Below are 17606 nucleotides of genomic sequence, written 5' to 3'. Positions count from 1 at the left end.
TTATTCTTTTTCTTGTTCCGGCTGGTGTTGTACGATAGCTTCTAATTCGTTCAATCCCGTTTTATGCTTTTTCTTTTTCTTTTCTTTCTTTTTCAGATAATCCTGCGCATGTTCCAGGCGATAAGCCTCGGCTTCGGCGGCGCGTTTACCGCGCAAATAAAACCAAATGCCAGCACCGGCAGCTAAAGTGCCGGCAACGATGGCACCGATGATCAAGCCGGCCTGACTATCTTTCTTAAATGGACTTTTCATAACTACTTTTTTATCGGAACAAACCTTAACGATTTTGGTTCGCTATTTTCTTCTTAAAAGATAATTGTTTGCTTACCTGTTAAAACCATCTGTTGTATCCCTTGTTAATCAATTACATCTAAAATGAACAATATATGGCAACAAAAGGCGCAAAAGTGGAAAGGAACTCCGTATCGGAGCAACCACATGAATTAAAATACGAGGCAAGAAAAGAAGGAAATACTGCGAAAAAAGTAGAAGCAGCTAAACAGTCAGCCGGCAGCAATAAGCGGGCTGCGGTCGAAAAGAAACTCGAAGGAAAGAAATAACGAAAGCCCCGCAAGGGGCTTTTTCATCAATATAACATGATCCGAAGAGCGAAAAAGACCGCGACCGATACCCGGTCAGTGGATATCGATGATGCTTATGCATTAGAATTCTGGGCCAGTGAATTCGGCGTATCCCAAGCGAGGCTGAAGGCAGCAGTGCTGGCGGCAGGTGCGGATGCACCGAGTGTAAAGCGTGAATTAAATAAACCAAAAACGGCATGAAAGAGATTAAACATAAAGCCGGTAAGAATCGAGACAAGGACCACTTGAGTCAGCAGGATCTGCAAGCCGATGTCAAAACGTTTGAACCAACGAACGTGCCGCACCCGGCCCTCGAAACCGCGGACGGCAAGAACAACGGCGCCGAGCCCGCTGTTTACAAAAATCAGCGTAAGGCGCATTCCTGATGTACTTATGGCAGAGCTGGAAAAATATAAGGCGAAGCGGGATTTTAAGAAAACCGCTGAACCGGCGGGCGGCAAGCCCGGCACGGACAGGTTGCTTTTTGTCGTCCAGAAACATGCCGCCTCGCACCTGCATTACGATTTCCGGTTGGAGGTCAAAGGCGTACTGAAAAGCTGGGCGGTGCCACGCGGGCCCTCGATGGATCCGCAGGAAAGACGACTGGCAATGCCAGTGGAAGATCATCCGTACGACTATAAAGATTTTGAAGGGATCATACCGAAGGGCCAATACGGCGGAGGCACTGTCATTCTTTGGGATGAAGGCTGGTATGAACCGGCTACTGATGAAAAACTGAAAGATAAAGCAGCCAAAGAACATTGGATGATGTCCAATTATTACAAAAACGCTTTAAAGATCACGTTGCACGGTCATAAACTCAAAGGCGATTTTATACTGATCAAATTCAAAGAAGATAAATACGAAGGTGGCTGGCGACTGATCAAAGCCGATGATCCATATGCTACCAAGGAAGATATCCTGCTGAAAGATAAGTCGGTCAAATCCAAACTGACCATTGAGCAGATGGCGACAAAAGATAAGGTCGAAGTTTGGCAAAGCAACCGCGAACCGGAAAAACCGAAAACTAAACCAGCAGATATCGAGGAATTGAAGAAGCAAGGTGTCAAAAAAGTGATGCCTGAATCGGTCAAACCTATGCTCTGCACGCTCACCAAGGAGATCGTGCCCGACGATGATTATTTATACGAAGTTAAGTGGGACGGCTACCGCATCATCTCTTACATTGAAAATAAGAAGGTAAGGATGGACTCACGCAGTGCGCTCGACTATACCAAGAAATACCCCCCTGTCGCCAAAGCATTAAAGGAACTCGGTCATGATGCCGTGCTCGATGGCGAAGTCGTCGTTTTTAATGAAGAAGGCAAGCCTGATTTTGATGCTTTGCAGACTTTCAATGGTCACGAGACGCCGATCAATTATTGTGTTTTTGATTTATTGTGGCTGGATGGTTATAACTTGATGAGCCTGCCGCTAACCGACCGCAAAGCGTTATTAAAAGAATTGGTGAAAGGCAATGATGTGCTGCGCTTCAGTGAGTCTTTTGAGGACGGCGAAGCGCTATACCAACAAGCCCTCCAACTGGACCTGGAGGGCATTGTTGCCAAAAGAAAGGACAGCAATTATGTGCCTGACGCCCGTGACAATCGCTGGCTGAAAACGCCGACGCGCAAGCGCCAGGAGTTCGTGATTGGCGGCTGGGCCGAATCAGACAAAGTGCGGTCTTTTAAATCGCTGTTATTTGGTGCCTATAACGCCGAGGGCGAATTTGAATGGATCGGCCGTTCGGGCGGCGGTTACAAACAAAGCGAAATGCCGGGCATACTCGCGCAGCTGCAGAAGTTGGAGATTGAAAACAAACCTTTTGTCAATAAAGTCCTGGACACGAAGGGCGCGAAAATGCATTGGGTGAAACCCGAACTGGTGGCCAATTTTGAGTTCGCGACCTGGACAAAGACAGGGCGCATCCGCAAACCCGCTACGTTTCTCGGCTGGCGGCTAGATAAAAAAGCGAGGCAGGTAGTTCGGGAAGTACCGCTGAGCGATGAGCAGGAACAGGAGATCGTTGAAGCACCCAAAGAAAAAGCTGCTGTAGCGGCTGTCAGCGACAGCAACTGGCCAAAGATTGAAAACAAAAAGATCGAGTCGGAACGCGATTTTGAGTTTGGCGGTCACACTGTCGCCATCAATAACATCGAGCAGGAGTTATGGCGCGGTATTACAAAAGCCAGGCTGATTACGTACTATCACCAGATCAGTCCTTATATCCTGCGGCACCTGAAAGACCGCCCTCTTTCGCTACACATTAAACAGGACGGCGCCAAAGCCCCCGGCTTTTATATCAAAGATATGGAAGGCCATGAGCCGGATTACCTGGATATCTTTCAGGATCAGCGCCGGCACCCCAAAAAAGGCAAAAGAAATGAGATCGATTATGCGGTGTGTAATAATGAGGCTGCTTTATTGTATTTGATCAATTTGGGTAATATCGACCTGAACCCCTGGAGCTCCCGGATTACGAACCCGCAGGAACCGGACTTTATCAGTATTGACCTGGATCCATCAGATGAAGATTTCGGGAAAGCGATCAAAACGGCACAGGCAGCCAAACAAGTCTTCGATCAATACAAATTACAAAGTCTCGTCAAGACCTCCGGCAAAACAGGTATTCACCTATTCATTCCCTGCACCGGCTTTGACTATCCGCAAGCCAGAAAATTGGCCGAAAAGACCTGTGACCTGGTTTGTAAGGAAGTCCCCGACATCGCCACCACCGAAGTCAGTGTCGAACACCGCGGCAATAAATTATTTGTCGACCCCAGCCAAAATGATTATGCAGACACGCTCGCCGCGCCTTACTCGATACGACCCTATAAACACCCGCAAGCATCTACTCCTGTTGCCTGGAAGGAAGTGAAAGATACACTCGATCCGGGAAAGTTCACCATGGACTCACTGCCGGAAAGACTCGAAAAAAAGGGCGATCTGTTTGATGATCTGCTGAATGAAAAATGGCGCGTCGAGAATACTAAAAAATTAAAGCAATTGTTATGACAGACTATAACTCAATCCTGCAAACAGTGAATGGCAAGGTCTATGAACTCAAAGGGCTGGACAGCGCCTTTCCCCTCCATCAGCCTAACTCCGGTGTCGTTGGCTTTTATGCGCCGGAACATTATAACAAAGAATTGTTCATTCACCTGAAAGGCGGTGACCAGTTCATTTTTGAACAAGTGCCCGAAGAACTGATGGCACTCCTTGAACCTGCCGATGCCGATATTGATCGCGTTTATCAAAACCTGGTGGCTACCAACCATCCTAAACGCGTGAGTGATGCGGAAGTGCTGCCGGTAGACCTCAAAGAACTGGTTGATATCTTCTGCCAGATGCAATACTATATTACCACCACCAATGGCCTATGGGCGACTGATGAGCCGGACGCGTTTAAAGATCATCCTGCTTATAAACTATTGTGGCAGGTGTGGTTCAAATTGAATGACGGTAAAGCCAGCAGTTATGAAGATCGGAGTTGAATTGTCGAAAGTCCTGTCAAAGACCTATGGGCCTGACCAAATGATCAGCCAGCGCTTTGGCCGCTATGACCTGGCCTTTAAAACTGATGAGCAAGGGAACCCGGTCTTACTGTATATGGGTAAGGCAGACGCCGACGGTAAGATCAAAGGCGAACGTTTCGCGCGCAGATTACAATCGGACCCGGATGGCAAGGTTATCAAAGATCATTGGGACAATAAAGGAAAAACAGGTTGAAGATGGTAAAAACGAAAGCCCGCCCTAAGGGTTATATATTAAAAAAAGAGATGAACGAGCAGGAAAAAGATAAGACCGGAAAAAGCGAAAACCTTCCCGGACAAACCGATGAGATCGGTCAGCAACTGGAAAACGAAAACGAGGTAAATTCCGCCATCGAGCAGCAGGGCGATGATGCCGCAGCCGGTATACCGCGCGACACAGATGCTGCTAAACATGAAAAGGAAACGGATGAACCGGAAGACGACAACCGCGAACTGACCGGAGCGCCATGATCAACAGGGGAAGTGCGCTTGATGAAAGGCGCGGACCGCATGATGACAGCCGGGAAATACTGGTTAAAACACCGGGAAACAACAGCAGCCTGCGCCTCAACGCGAAATCACAACAACTTGATGACCGCGTGGTATGGGAGGTAACTTTGCCCTTTGAAGACCCGCTTCAGCTGGTTAAAGAAAATAAACAATGGGTTGCTCTGGGCGAAAACCAGGCCGATAAGGACCTGATTCAAGCGATCGGCGATGCTATTGATAAACAACTCGCCGTTTAACACCTTACGATGAAGATCGCCACCTACAATATCAATGGCATCAATGGACGCCTGGACAACCTGCTCCGCTGGCTAAAAGAGCGGGAGCCGGATATCGTTTGCCTACAAGAACTCAAATGCGAAAATCATAAGTTCCCTGAACGGCAACTCAAAGGCGCCGGTTACAACGCCATCTGGCAAGGACAGAAAAGCTGGAACGGGGTGGCCATCCTTGCTAAAAGTGAGCTCAAAGAATTACGGCGGGACCTGCCGGGCGACGATGAAGAATTTACGCATAGCCGTTATCTGGAAGCATTTGTGGACGGTATCGTGATCGGCTGCATTTATTTACCCAACGGCAATCCCTGGCCGGGGCCAAAGCTCGATTACAAGCTACGCTGGTTCAAGCGATTAAATGATCACGCAAAAGATTTGGTGAACCGGGAGCTGCCGGTGATTTTGATCGGCGACTACAATGTCATGCCCACTGATCTGGATACGTATAAGCCCGAAAAATACATTAACAACGCACTGTTCCGGCCGGAAACTAAAACGGCTTACCAAAGTCTGGTCGACCAGGGCTGGACCGATGCGATCCGACAGTTATATCCGAATGAGCGCGTCTATACGTTTTGGGATTACTTGCACAAGGCATATGAACGGGATGCCGGGTTGCGGCTGGATCACTTTTTACTGAATCCGGCAGTAGCGGACCGGTTGAGCGCTGGTGGCGTTGACAAAGCAGTCAGGGGCTGGCAAGGCAGTAGTGACCATGCGCCAGTTTGGATCGAACTATCGGACAGTAACCAGAAACTTAAAAAAGCAATGAAAAAAGAAAAAACGTCACCCAGTTTTCTGGATCAGGCAAAAGACAGCCAAACCGTCAAGGTCGATGGATGTCCCCTGACTTTCAATCACTTATCAAAAGTTTATTGGCCGGAGGATGGCATCACTAAACGCGATATGTTTAATTATTACGACCAGGTCGCGGAATATATGGTGCCTTACCTGAAGGACCGGCCAATGTCGCTCAACCGGTTTCCAAACGGCATACATGGCCCCAGCTTTTATCAGAAAGACGTGAAGGACAAAGCGCCCGATTGTATGAAAACCATGCCCCATACCACCAGCGACGGTGTTGAGAAGGAATACCTGGTGGCCACTAACAAAGCAAGCCTTCTGTGGATGGCCTCACTGGGTTGTATTGAGATCAATCCGTGGTTCAGCCGGGTGACTTCGCCAGACAATCCTGATTTTTGCGTCATTGATCTGGATCCGGACAAGCAGCATTTCGACCAGGTGATCAGCGCGGCGCTGGAAGTCAAAAAAGTACTGGACGCCATTGGCGTGCCGGCCTATCCAAAAACCTCCGGGTCAACGGGCATGCACATCTACATCCCGCTCGGTGCTAAATACACTTATGACCAGAGCCAGATGTTTGCTAAAATCATTGTCACTTTGGTTCACAAACAGATACCCGAATACACCAGCCTGGAACGAATGGTCAAAAACCGCGGCGGCAAAATGTACCTTGACTTTTTACAGAACCGGCCGGATGCCACTATTGCGGGTGTTTATTCACTTCGGCCGAAACCCGGCGCCACGGTTTCCATGCCACTTACGTGGGACGAAGTTAGACCGGGGCTTACGATGCGCGATTTCACGATCCATAATTCCATTGCCCGCCTGAAAGAGACGGGCGACTTATTCAAAAATGTGCTGGGCGAAAGGATTGACCTGGCAACAACCATTAAAAAAGCACAAAGCACGTTTTGAATATGGACAATGAAAGCAAACCAAAAACAGGCGCGAGCGACCACCTGGCCAACGAGCGGACCTTTCTGGCGTGGATACGAACCAGCATTGCGCTGATGGGTTTCGGATTTGTGGTCGTTAAATTCTCGCTGTTCGTCCGCCAGTTATCGCTGGTTGTCACCGGGCACACCATTACGCCTGTTAAAGGCTTTTCCGGTGTAATCGGCATGTGCCTGGTCGCCATCGGTGCCCTTACGGCACTGATAGGTTACCTGCGTTACAAACGCATTGAAAAGCAACTGTTAAACAAGGTGTTTTATCCGCAGTCAACCTTATTGCTCATACTGACGGCGGGCGTAATCGGAGCCAGCCTCTTGCTCCTTTATTATTTACTGCCCAATCTATAATCTGGCAGAAATTTGTGGTAATTACATAAAAAGATGAGGGATTTATGCAGCCAATATATTTTGAAGTCGGCAACTATGTGCCACTGATGATAGTGTCGGAGCGCATAGCACCGGAAGGGACCTCAAAAAAAGATTGGAGACATTTATTGCTATCAGTGACCTGGCAGGGGCTCTGTCATAAATAAAAAATAACAAGGAAGATCTTTCCGCCAGGGAAACTAAATCAGGGTCCGGAGCCATTTAACAGGCGAAATGCTGTTATCCCTCGGGCCGCTCCACCCCCGCAGGTAAGTAACTTAATTTTTAATTAACTTAAAACCACGATCAAACGATCTTTCAGCAGTTCGTTGTGCGCTATTGGCTTGCTTTTTGACTGATAGTCAGAAGAAAGAGATATGAAGCAGAAAATACTCGTACTGGACGATGACACAGATATTTTAGAGGTCATTTCGTATGTTTTAACAGAAAGCGGGTATGAAATCACGACACTTACCGGCGGTGAGAAAATTTTTGACGTCATCGGCTCACTGCATCCTGACCTGGTACTGATGGATGTGATGCTCGGTTCGATGGACGGCAGATCGATCTGCAGCGAACTGAAATTTAACCCGGAAACCTCTTTTATTCCAGTAATTCTAATTTCGGCAACGCATGATCTGGCCGCCTCGCTGCGGCAGGAAGGCGCACCAGACGATTTCTTAGCAAAGCCTTTCGATATTGACCGCCTGATCCGCAAAGTGGAGCAGCAGCTGGCAGCCTGAACTTTAGCTATCGAACTCGCCCTTATTCACTTTTTCCCGGGTTGCGGTTTTTAAGTTCATTACTCAGGCTTTCATGAAATGCCTGGACAAAGGCATTTTTTAATACACCGACAAATGTCGCCCAGCCGCTGGTCTTCGGGTCCTTAATATTTCCGTGGATCGGAATGACCGTTGCGATCTTCTTCGTCTTAGGGTTGGTCACTGCCTTGGCAAAGAGACCTACCACGGCTTTTTTGATCACCCTTAAGACCCCGCCTTTTTTCTTAATATCCTTTTTAACGTCCAATACCTTCAAATTGCTGATGAAAGGTTTGACATAACCATTCATTTCCCCATTCATTAAGGTGAACTTGCTGAAAATGTCGATATTGCCGCGTTCCACATCCATCCTGGCATTACCCTCAAAAAAGCTGTTCAGGCTGAGCAGGTTCGTTCCCTTGAGGGACATGCCCAGGTCCAGGTCCGGAATGTCTTTTAAAACATTGACATCCATGTCTGCTTTAAGCCTACCGCCACCAATAGAGCTACCTGTGAGTGACACATGGGAAGGTAACCGTTTGGCTTCCTTTTGTACATTGGCCAGGTTAAGCGCAGTCAGCTGCATGTCGTCGATATGCAGGTTGGTGACCGGCTTTTTGTTCAGGTCCAGGTAGGCCAGCTTGCCATTATTGACCTGCAGCCGGTTAATGGTCATCGGCATCAGGGCCTTTACCGTTTTCGTCCAACTGTCTTTTGATGGTTCCTTATTGATATCCTCCGTGGCCAGGATATTGATGACCGGGCGGTCAAGTGTCACCTCACCAACCAGACGGCCTTTGAACAACGCCCGCCATTCGACGGAAAGATCGGCTGTTTCAATGAACAAAAAAGGATATGCAGGCGGGTCGGTCTTCTTTTTGAGGTGCAGCTCCCTGATTACATAAGCGCCCCGGTACAAATGGATGTCAATATCATCCACATGGCCGGTGTATCCGGGCAATTCATTCAGTTTTTTATTGACATAGTTTTTGACAATACCCGGCAGCGCCAGACGAACGATGATCAGGGCTAATACCAGGATCATCAGGACGAGGTAAATTGTCCTTATTTTTTGAAAGAACCGGATATAGGGTTGCAAGGGCTTTTTCACGTCAATCAGTTTGATGTTTATACAACAACTATTTCAGCGCCTGTTTGTTTACTGTTCATGGCAACGATCAATATCATCAACCGCGAAACAGTACCTGGGACCAAGTATCCCCTGCAAACGATCACGTTTCAAAAACCTGACCTGCACGGTCAAATGCATGATCAAAAAAACGAGATTTATTTCCGGCCGGACGCTGTTGCAGTATTGCTGGTTGACATCAAAGCCGAAAAATTTCTGTTGGCGCGCCAGTTCAGGCTACCGACATTCTTAAACGGCAGCGAAACCGGTTACCTGGTCGAAACTTGCGCTGGTCTCATCGATGAGGGGGAAACGCCCGAACAGGCGGTCCGGCGCGAAGTACAGGAGGAAATGGGATACACGATATCCAACCTCGAAAAAGTTGGCGGCGTCTATACATCGGCGGGAAGTATTACCGAGTTTGTTCATCTTTTTATGGCTGAATATAACAGCACAGGTACGCATGAGAAGGGCGGCGGTAAGGCTGGTGAAGGTGAAGACATTGAGCTACTCGAACTCAATTTTAGCGAAGCGCGTGAACAGGTCAGGATGGGATCAATTTTGGACGCCAAAACTATGCTGTTACTTCAGCATTATTTTATGAATATATAAAGTCCCCGCATCTACCTCTTTTTTTTGTGACTTAAGTTTGAAGGCCGCTTAATGTGATCGGAAGTTCCAACGATTTTTTATATCGTTTCCAGGGATAAAGCGTTAAGTTAGCAAATGATCACGGACGGCCTCGCTCAATGGCGATGGTCCGCCATCCTGTCAATCGACTTAACCTATGAAAAAACACACTGCAAAAAATAAAAGAATCGAACATTTGGTTGTTGCCGGCGCATCCGCCGGCGGCCTCAATGCCTTGGTCGGACTGATCAGTCAACTGCCGGCCAATTTTCCGGCGCCACTGCTCATCGTGCAGCATATTTCCGCCGATGCGTCGGGTGACGTGCTACTCGACTCTCTCAATAAAAACGGGAAGCTAACTTGCCTTCACGCGCAACATGGTCAGCAGCCATTACCCGGCTATGCCTATCTCGCGCCTTCAGACCATCACCTGATGGTCGATGAAAAGGGCAGATTAAGTGTGACTAAGGGGGCGCAGGAAAACAGAAGCAGACCCGCAATAGATCCGCTTTTTCGCTCGGCCGCCGTAGCGTTTGGTAATCGGGTTATAGGAATATTAATGACCGGTTACCTGGATGACGGGACGGCCGGAATGATCGCTATACAACGTTACGGCGGTAAATCCATTATACAAGATCCCAACGACGCTGATTATCCGGAAATGCCTAAGAATGCACTGAACCAACTAACCCCGGATTATTGCGTTCCTGTATCGGAAATGGGTGGTGCACTTTTTAAATTGATCGCTGACAAGCCGGGTAAACAGCAGCCAATGCCTCAAGACCTGATCCTGGAAAGTAAGATAGCCAAGCGCGTTTTAAGCGACCTGGCATCTGTCAATTCACTTGGTGAACAGGTTCCATTTAATTGCCCGGGCTGTGGTGGTGTGCTTTGGAAAATCAACGAGGGGCCGATTGCAAGGTACCGCTGCCATACCGGTCATGCTTATACGGCAGCCTCGCTACTGGCTGAACAAACCGGAAAGATCGAAGAAACAATGTGGGTCGCGCTGCGAATGTTCGAGGAAAGGAAAAACTTGCTGACGACTATTGCAAAAGAACAGAAAGGAGCCGCAGTACGCTCAGCAGAAGAACGGGCAGAATTGTCTCAAATCCATATCGACCGGATAAGGGCGATACTACTCGCTGATGATAAAGGTACGAAAAGTGATATGCCGATTTAGTCACCGGCAAATCAAAAAATGAGTAGACTTTGGATCTGTTTACAACAGCATTACGGCCTTTTTTTGTTATCCATCTCACCTGCTTGCCCGACATAATGATATTCAATGATACAGCCCCGGTAACTGACCTGCTTTGGATTTGCTTTCGATGGCCCGGAGCTAACAGCGCTGCTGTCCACGGCAAGGTAAATCTTTCGCCCGTCCGGTGATAAAGCAATGTCCCGGTAGCGTTCCCTGCCTTTGAAATAGCAGATCGTATCGCCTTCAATCTTGTCTCCCGCAGCGTTCAGTTTTAAGCGAATAAGTTTGCCGCCTTTCAGCGTCGGCAGCAACAATGAGTTTTTCCAGCCCGGAATAGCGGTTGACGTGTAAACAGCGATACTGCTGGGCGCTTCGGAAGGCCATTGCTGATCACCCTGACCGGCGCTTAATTTGGAAAACAGGTCATTCAGAAAGCCTTTACTGTTCGGGTATAATGTAATAAGGGGGTCACGGTAATCCGCTCCGATCGTTTTCGCATTGTCTTTTTCATTAACGATCAGCGGATAGGCGGTATGCCATTTGCCCGGCCCATCGGGGTGGTTAGATACGCCTGCAGCCAGTCCGTCATAGTTGCCGTCGGCATAGCCGATCACCAGCGGATGTCCATAGTTTTTTCCTTTTTCAATAATATTCACCTCGTCATCAGAGAACGGCCCGTGCTCGCTTTCATATAAATAGCCAGTACCATTGATGACAGCGTAGGCCAACCCCTGCGGGTTGCGGTGGCCATAGGTCCAGACCGCGTTCTGTGTAGTGGCATTGAATGGATTGTCGTTAGGGATCCATTTATTCGTACTGGCCGGCATCCTGGTCAGGCTCCGTATTAAAACGCAATATTTTACCCTCATATATATCTTTCTGCTGCGCATGATTGGTACGCGCAATATTGGTGAACTGACCGGCACCCATTTCACCAATGGTGTAAAACAGGTAATCCTTGCCGGCTACCGGTGCTATGGTCAGCCTGCCGCCGTTGTGATCGCTGCTTTGCGGGATCGTGTCGCACAAAATGACGGGGCCGGTCAATTTTTGCTTCGCCTGATCGTACCGATAACGGACGATCCGCCCGGTGAAGAAACAGCCGCCGTCATGCAGCCGGCAGCCGCTGCCGGCACTGTCCGCACCCTCAAAATCATAAACATACATCAAATACACGTAAGGCTTGCCGGTTAATAGCTGCGGGTGCAGCGCGAGTCCAACCAGCCCGCCCTGCGGCCAGGGTTTTCCGCCGGCGCGTTTGCCCAACTGATCATATCGCGGGAAATGCCGCTCATCCGTCAGGTCCAGCAAAATAGTTTGCTTACCGGTCTTCGGATCTATGCGGTCAACACGGTAGCCCTTGGATTCGGTGACCCATAAATGATCGTCCGGGCCATATACCACCGACCAGGGATCGCTCAGTTTAGATGCGACGATGCGGACGTCAAATCTTTCGCTACGCGGGCCGACCACCACCTGACTATGAGATTTGGTATATAACAGGAAGCTGGCTAACAGCAGGTAAATGTTTTTCATATGAAGATAACAGTAACAGGCGCCCACTGGTTCTCGCTTATTTCAATTTACAGGCTTTTATCAGTGCGCTTCCTGTTTTAAGCGCCAACCGTAGAAGAGTCCCCATACAATCAGCGCCGCCGACACAAAGAAAATGGCGGGCAGCGATAACAGCGCGGCGGCGCTGGCCAGCAGCGGGCCAATGGTTTGCCCAATGGAGGCGTAAGACTGGTTAACACCCATGACCAGCCCGCGTTGCTTGTCATCCATCCGGTCGGCAATGATGGCATTCAGCATCGGATTGCGCAGCCCGTTAAACAAACCGTAGATACCGATACCTAATGCGAAGCCGAAAAGCCCGGCGGTCAAACCGCACCAGGCCATCGCCGTTGCACAAAGAACTGTGCTAGCCAATAAGATCCACGGTTTGGAACTGATCAGCTTGCTGATCCAGGGAACCAGCAGCTGCATCAGGATGCCACTCACGCCAAAGCCGGCGTAAAACAGTCCGGTCTGCACTGGTGACAGCTTGAGCTTTTCAGCGCAAAAAGTCTGAAAGCCGATCAGCATGGCAAATTGCGCCGTAGTCAGCAGGAAGCCCATAAAGACCGAAGCGCCGATCGCCGGTATTTTCAGGACGCTGATCAGGGCGCCGAAATCAAACAACTTATTTTTCTTGTTTTCCTTTCTTGTTTTATCGGAACTGGTCTCCTTTAAGAATAGCAATGTCAGCACCATTCCGAGCAGCGCCATCGCCGCAGCAAAAAAGAAGGGCACGCGGTCACCCAGCTTGTTAAGTAACCCGCCGGCCGCGGGGCCGATCACATAGCCAAAGCCGAAGGCAGAGCCCAACAATCCAAAGTTCTTAGCGCGGTCCTTCTCGGACGACATATCAGAAACCATGGCCTGAGCCACGGAGATATTACCCCCTGTAATGCCGTCGAGAATTCGGGCGGCGAACAATAAGAACAGGCTGTTAGCAAGGCCAAACAAGATAAACGAAGCGCAGCTGCCTAGCAGGCTGAACGCCAAAATCCATTTGCGACCGATACGGTCGGATAACGTACCGAGTACGGGCGTTGCGAAAAATTGCGCTATCGAAAAGGATGCCGTCAAGATGCCAAGAATCTCTTTATTAACGCCGAACTTTTTACCATAGGACAGGATCAGCGGAATAATGATACCAAACCCCATCGAATTGATGACGGCGATAAACAGCAGTATCCAGAGCACCTTATTAACTTTCATATCCAACGGTGCCTTTCCACCCACATATTTAACCCACTACTTGAATTAAAGTTTAGCCAAAGGTTTCCTATCAAATGCACCAATTATCATCACGATAGATAATAAATACCGATTCCTGCCTCAAGGCTGCTTTTAATTCGCCGGCAAGTGATTCCAGGGTAGACCTAATTTCCTTATTCTTTCGCTTCAGTTCTGCCGTAGACGATAGTTCACCACAATAAACCGCCGTTGAAGAAACCGTCACCGTTTCTTTGCTGCTTTCAGGTGCCGGAAAGAATAGCTGCCCTTCCTGCAGCAATCCGCTTAATACGGGCTTGTTGTCTTTAAGACGCTTTTCCATCCAACACCGGATGACTTTGACGGCATCGTCCAGATCATAGACTTTGCCCTTCGGCGAGTAACCTTCTTTTAAAGCAAACGTGATCTTATAACTTTTTTTCTTCATGATTTAGTTTTTAAGTGCCGATTGTTCAGCCAATCTTCTATATCACTCAATGGCAAAGCGTTCCAGGTCATGTCTTTGGTCAAGCCACCCTTGCGGGCAGCCGAAACGCCCCACCGAATGTTATCGATCTCGTGGGTACTGTGCGCGTCCGGGTCGATAGAGATCATGACCCCTTTTTCCAGTGCGTAAGGAATATGCGACCAGTCCATATCCAGGCGGTAGGGATTGGCGTTTAGTTCAATCACGACACCATTGGCAGCGCAGGCATCGATCACTTTTTCGAAGTCCACCGGGTAGCCCGTCCGGACAAGCAATTGCCTGCCGGTCATGTGACCAAGGATCGTAGTATACGGATCTTCGATGGCTTTGATCAGCCGCGCCGTCGCTTTTTCCTCGGCCATCTTCAATTGCTGGTGAACGGAGATAATCACCAGGTCAAACCGGCTGAGCAGTTCCCGGTCATAATCAAGCGCGCCGGAGACCAGGATATCGCATTCGATGCTTTTGAATACTTTGAATGGCGAAAGCTTTTTATTCAGCTTATCGATCTCTTCCATCTGGCGAAGTACTTTATCCGGCTTTAAACCACCCGCATAATGCGCGTTCTGCGAATGATCTGAGATCACGACGTATTCATAACCCTTGCGCTGGCAAGCCTTAACAAAATTTTCGAGCCGGTCGACGCCATCACTCCAGTCCGTATGGTTATGCACCACGCCGCGGATATCGTCCATGTTGAGCAGCGGCTGCGGATTTCTAGCCCAATCCCATTCGGCCACATCCTCACGCAACGCGGGAATGATAAAGGGCAGGTTGGCACTGTTGTATATCGTCGCTTCACTACTAAGGTCAGCCGCATTTGCCAGGACTTTTTTTATGTGGGCTTCGTTGCCGGTACGCAAAAACAATTGATGATAAAAATTGGACCTGTCGGTATGATGGATCGTCACGGGTACTTCGTCATGTGTATGGCCGGTAGTTTCCGTTTCGTTTTGCTCAGTGACATTCATTAATTTTTTTAACCGGTCTTTTGCTAATGGTACGGCAGCCAAAACCTCGATGCGGTGGACAGTCGTTGTTTCCCTGCGGATATCGCCGCATAACGAGACCAGGGTGCTGTCAAAACGCTGCTGTAATTTTTCGACGAAAACATCCGCCAGATCGGCGACCGAGGCATAGTGAAATAGTTCAGCGCTGCTGTTCATCGCATCGATGGCTTCAATGATATTAGCCTCTGTCTTTGCGCCAAAACCAGGAATATTCCGGAGCTGCCCGGCTTTAGCTGCTGACAGCAGATCTTCGATCGTATCGATCTTTGCCGTTTGCCAGAGCACATGTAATTTTCGTCCGCCCAGCCCTTTGATACGCATCATATCAAACAGGCCTGCCGGCGTCAGTTGGATCAGTTCTTCGAGCGCCGCTATATTCTGCCGTTTCCGTCCTTCCTTAATGATGTCCACGATCTCCGGGCGAAATTGTTCGGCGAGTTCTGCTGCAGATAGATCCGTTACCGGCTTTTCCATCTGCCGGATGCGGTAGGCGGCACCGGCCAACCAGTCAGACAAGCGCTCGCCCTCGCCGTGCAGTTGGAGAAGCTCAGCATACAGAGAAAAAGCGCGGCTGATCAGGTGATTATCCATAGAAAGAAAACCATGTTAAGCCCGTTTGGTTTGCCTGACCGTTTCTCAGTCAGGATGCTATAAGGAACTTTTGGTTTCTTGCAATCTTTCACATTATTGCGCGGCATGATGTTATATACTTCTTAAGACAATATAACCAGCGCAAATGTAGCGGCTGCGCCTGCAAACATTCAGTTGATTGCTTGAGATCAATGGAACAAGAAGTAGACCAACAGCACTGCCGCAACGGTCATCAGGGCAAAGGTTAGCCAGCCAGCAATATTCGACCACCTCCCATTGACGTTTTTACCCATCACCGCTTTATTATTGCTGATGTGCAGCACCATGACGATGAGCACGGGTGAACTTAATCCGTAAAGAATGGCCGTATACAGTAAGGCCTTGATCGGGCTGATACCTGCAAAATCCAATGAAAGCCCGATAATCAGGGATATGATGATGGTCGCGTAAAAAGCTTTCGCACTGCCAAACTTCTTTTCGAGCCCGACCTTCCAGCCGAAGGTTTCGCCGACCATATAGGAGATCGAGCCGGTCAACACGGGAATAGCCAAACAGCCGGTGCCGATGATACCCAAAGCGAATATCACATAGGCGAATTTACCGGCCAGCGGCTCCAGCGCTTTCGCCGCCTGGTCAACCGTATCAATCTTATGGATACCACCGTTGAAAAGTACCACGCCCGATGTCAGGATGATGAAAAACATCACCAGGTTAGATGCACCCATGCCAAAATAGACGTCTTCCTTTACCTCCGTAAGGAAGCGTTTATTGACAATAACCGTTGCCTTTTTTTGCGCTATATCTTCCGAAGACATTGTCGCCTGCCAAAAAAACAAATAAGGCGAAATGGTAGTGCCTAAAATTGCGACCAGGATGCTGATAAAATCTTTATTGAACTTGAGCTGAGGGACGAAAGTAGCGTGCAATACCGCGCTCCATTGTACTTTTACCATGAAAGGAATGACGATATAAAGGCATAATACCAGGCAAAGCCATTTCAGGATCATAGCGATCTTTTGATAAGGAAAGCGGATGATGGCGAACAGCAATAAACCGGCAAAGATCAGGCACCAGCCGAAGATTGGCATTGCAGGGATGATCAGGTGCGCGACTGCACCCATGCCTTCGATATCCGCGCCGATATTGAGTACCACCGCCGGCACGCTAAATAAAAGCATTAAGTAAAGGATTGTTTTCGGGTAGTGTTCTTTCAGGGTCCCAGTGAGTCCGCTGCCGGTGACCACGCCTATGCGGGCGCACATTTCCTGCATGGCGGCCATGAGCGGAAAAGTGAGCAGTGCTGTCCACAAAGTACCCAGGCCGAACTGCGCACCGGCCTGTGAGTAGGTGGCCACACCGGACGGGTCGTCATCACTGGCGCCGGTTACCAGGCCCGGCCCTAATATTTTAAGGAAGCTTTTGAGTTTAGATTCTTTCCGTATCTTCTGTTGTTTGCTTTTCACCAAGGGAGCATTTATTTCAACGCTTAAGTTAACAAGAAATCGTCATAAATGCATTTTCAAACCTTTTGCGATTCATTTGTCAGGTACTCCCAATGTATGAGTGGGATTTTTTCCAAGTTATTATTTTCGAAGTTGCGAATGGGAAAGTTGCTGCCGCAACGTTATGGGCAGACGTGTTAGTTTCGGCTCCTTGCGGAAATGCCCGACCACATCCATTTTAACCGGCCATTCTATAGGTTTACTTTTGCTTTAAGGTATCGAAAACGAAGGCCCCGAACGCACCATCGGGACCTTCGAATTAACTGTAACTGATATTAAAATTTAATTCTTAAGTAAATGTATATAATAAGTAATTAATAGCTCCCACTTTGATCCTTATCAGCAGGCTTAAATACAAACCGTATTAGCTGTTAGCTTTATTCCTGAGTTTTTCGATATGTTTTATTACTTCCTCGCGAATTGTGTAACAATTATTTCCAATGTAAACCGTATGCTGAAAATAAGCAGTCCGCATATGTCTGATAGGCACATGCACTTCACCTGCATACTTGA

Annotated in this window: 21 protein-coding genes; 13 read left to right on the top strand and 8 right to left on the bottom strand. The window is 48.6% G+C overall.

Translation table 11 applies throughout. The features are described from left to right. The gene (locus BLS59_RS25375) at positions 1–252 is read right to left on the bottom strand and encodes a hypothetical protein (protein ID WP_091154413.1); all 252 of its coding nucleotides are present in this window, start codon (positions 250–252) and stop codon (positions 1–3) included. A 134-nt stretch (positions 253–386) separates the two neighbouring features. Here BLS59_RS25375 and BLS59_RS31355 point away from each other — a divergent pair, with 134 nt between their 5' ends. The 11 genes from BLS59_RS31355 (at position 387) to BLS59_RS25330 (ending at position 7762) form a co-directional block, all read left to right on the top strand. Continuing rightward, positions 387–560, top strand: a complete 174-nt coding sequence (locus BLS59_RS31355; RefSeq protein WP_143014242.1) for a DUF3606 domain-containing protein — start codon at positions 387–389, stop codon at positions 558–560. Between the two features lie 36 nt (positions 561–596). Then, positions 597–782, top strand: coding sequence for a DUF3606 domain-containing protein (locus BLS59_RS25370; protein WP_091154409.1), 186 nt, complete (start codon positions 597–599; stop codon positions 780–782). Continuing rightward, positions 779–967 (top strand): hypothetical protein, encoded by a 189-nt coding sequence (locus BLS59_RS31840; protein ID WP_162842773.1) that lies wholly within the window; start codon positions 779–781, stop codon positions 965–967. Before BLS59_RS25370 ends, BLS59_RS31840 begins: the two co-directional genes overlap by 4 nt. A gap of 7 nt (positions 968–974) precedes the next feature. Further along, complete coding sequence (gene ligD / locus BLS59_RS25365; protein WP_162842772.1) at positions 975–3596, top strand: DNA ligase D; 2622 nt, start codon at positions 975–977, stop codon at positions 3594–3596. Beyond that, complete coding sequence (locus tag BLS59_RS25360; protein WP_091154401.1) at positions 3593–4075, top strand: hypothetical protein; 483 nt, start codon at positions 3593–3595, stop codon at positions 4073–4075. Before ligD (BLS59_RS25365) ends, BLS59_RS25360 begins: the two co-directional genes overlap by 4 nt. Next, the gene (locus tag BLS59_RS25355; protein ID WP_091154399.1) at positions 4059–4310 is read left to right on the top strand and encodes a hypothetical protein; all 252 of its coding nucleotides are present in this window, start codon (positions 4059–4061) and stop codon (positions 4308–4310) included. The genes BLS59_RS25360 and BLS59_RS25355 overlap by 17 nt, the downstream gene beginning before the upstream one ends. A 2-nt stretch (positions 4311–4312) precedes the next feature. Next, complete coding sequence (locus BLS59_RS25350; RefSeq protein WP_091154398.1) at positions 4313–4585, top strand: hypothetical protein; 273 nt, start codon at positions 4313–4315, stop codon at positions 4583–4585. Continuing rightward, positions 4582–4860 (top strand): hypothetical protein, encoded by a 279-nt coding sequence (locus tag BLS59_RS25345; protein ID WP_091154396.1) that lies wholly within the window; start codon positions 4582–4584, stop codon positions 4858–4860. The genes BLS59_RS25350 and BLS59_RS25345 overlap by 4 nt, the downstream gene beginning before the upstream one ends. 9 nt (positions 4861–4869) lie before the next feature. Further along, complete coding sequence (gene ligD / locus BLS59_RS25340) at positions 4870–6615, top strand: non-homologous end-joining DNA ligase (RefSeq protein WP_091154395.1); 1746 nt, start codon at positions 4870–4872, stop codon at positions 6613–6615. Between the two features lie 2 nt (positions 6616–6617). Continuing rightward, a complete protein-coding gene (locus BLS59_RS25335; protein WP_091154391.1) occupies positions 6618–7001 on the top strand; it encodes a YidH family protein in 384 nt (127 codons plus the stop codon). A gap of 395 nt (positions 7002–7396) precedes the next feature. Beyond that, positions 7397–7762, top strand: coding sequence for a response regulator (locus BLS59_RS25330; protein WP_091154389.1), 366 nt, complete (start codon positions 7397–7399; stop codon positions 7760–7762). Positions 7763–7784: 22 nt separating this feature from the next. Here BLS59_RS25330 and BLS59_RS25325 read toward each other — a convergent pair whose 3' ends face one another. After that, on the bottom strand, positions 7785–8825 hold the full coding sequence (locus BLS59_RS25325; protein ID WP_091154386.1) for an AsmA family protein: 1041 nt from the start codon (positions 8823–8825) through the stop codon (positions 7785–7787). 27 nt (positions 8826–8852) lie between these two features. On the opposite strand from BLS59_RS25325, the gene BLS59_RS25320 reads away from it, so the two are divergent. Together BLS59_RS25320 and BLS59_RS25315 are read left to right on the top strand one after the other, a co-directional pair. Then, the gene (locus tag BLS59_RS25320) at positions 8853–9521 is read left to right on the top strand and encodes an NUDIX domain-containing protein (protein ID WP_143014241.1); all 669 of its coding nucleotides are present in this window, start codon (positions 8853–8855) and stop codon (positions 9519–9521) included. A 175-nt stretch (positions 9522–9696) separates the two neighbouring features. After that, on the top strand, positions 9697–10722 hold the full coding sequence (locus BLS59_RS25315) for a chemotaxis protein CheB (RefSeq protein WP_091154381.1): 1026 nt from the start codon (positions 9697–9699) through the stop codon (positions 10720–10722). Between the two features lie 50 nt (positions 10723–10772). Here the strand turns inward: BLS59_RS25315 and BLS59_RS25310 are convergent, their stop codons facing one another. The 6 genes from BLS59_RS25310 to BLS59_RS25285 form a co-directional block, all read right to left on the bottom strand. Next, entirely contained in the window at positions 10773–11570 is a 798-nt protein-coding gene (locus BLS59_RS25310; RefSeq protein ID WP_162842771.1) for a PQQ-dependent sugar dehydrogenase, read from the bottom strand. Continuing rightward, a complete protein-coding gene (locus tag BLS59_RS25305; protein WP_091154374.1) occupies positions 11551–12279 on the bottom strand; it encodes a PQQ-dependent sugar dehydrogenase in 729 nt (242 codons plus the stop codon). Before BLS59_RS25305 ends, BLS59_RS25310 begins: the two co-directional genes overlap by 20 nt. 60 nt (positions 12280–12339) lie before the next feature. Then, complete coding sequence (locus tag BLS59_RS25300) at positions 12340–13506, bottom strand: MFS transporter (protein ID WP_143014240.1); 1167 nt, start codon at positions 13504–13506, stop codon at positions 12340–12342. 70 nt (positions 13507–13576) lie between these two features. Then, positions 13577–13951: a hypothetical protein gene (locus tag BLS59_RS25295; RefSeq protein ID WP_091154367.1), complete on the bottom strand. Its 375-nt coding sequence runs from the start codon at positions 13949–13951 to the stop codon at positions 13577–13579. Next, positions 13948–15591 (bottom strand): DNA polymerase/3'-5' exonuclease PolX, encoded by a 1644-nt coding sequence (locus BLS59_RS25290; protein WP_091154364.1) that lies wholly within the window; start codon positions 15589–15591, stop codon positions 13948–13950. Before BLS59_RS25290 ends, BLS59_RS25295 begins: the two co-directional genes overlap by 4 nt. Before the next feature lie 188 nt (positions 15592–15779). Next, complete coding sequence (locus BLS59_RS25285; protein ID WP_240315338.1) at positions 15780–17054, bottom strand: NRAMP family divalent metal transporter; 1275 nt, start codon at positions 17052–17054, stop codon at positions 15780–15782. Positions 17055–17606 lie beyond the last annotated feature (552 nt).

Origin of the sequence: Mucilaginibacter pineti, from assembly GCF_900101875.1 — a bacterium.
GTDB lineage: Bacteria > Bacteroidota > Bacteroidia > Sphingobacteriales > Sphingobacteriaceae > Mucilaginibacter > Mucilaginibacter pineti.
The sequence above is the reverse complement of the archived record's forward strand: the minus strand, read 5'-3'. Positions and strand labels throughout refer to the sequence as shown.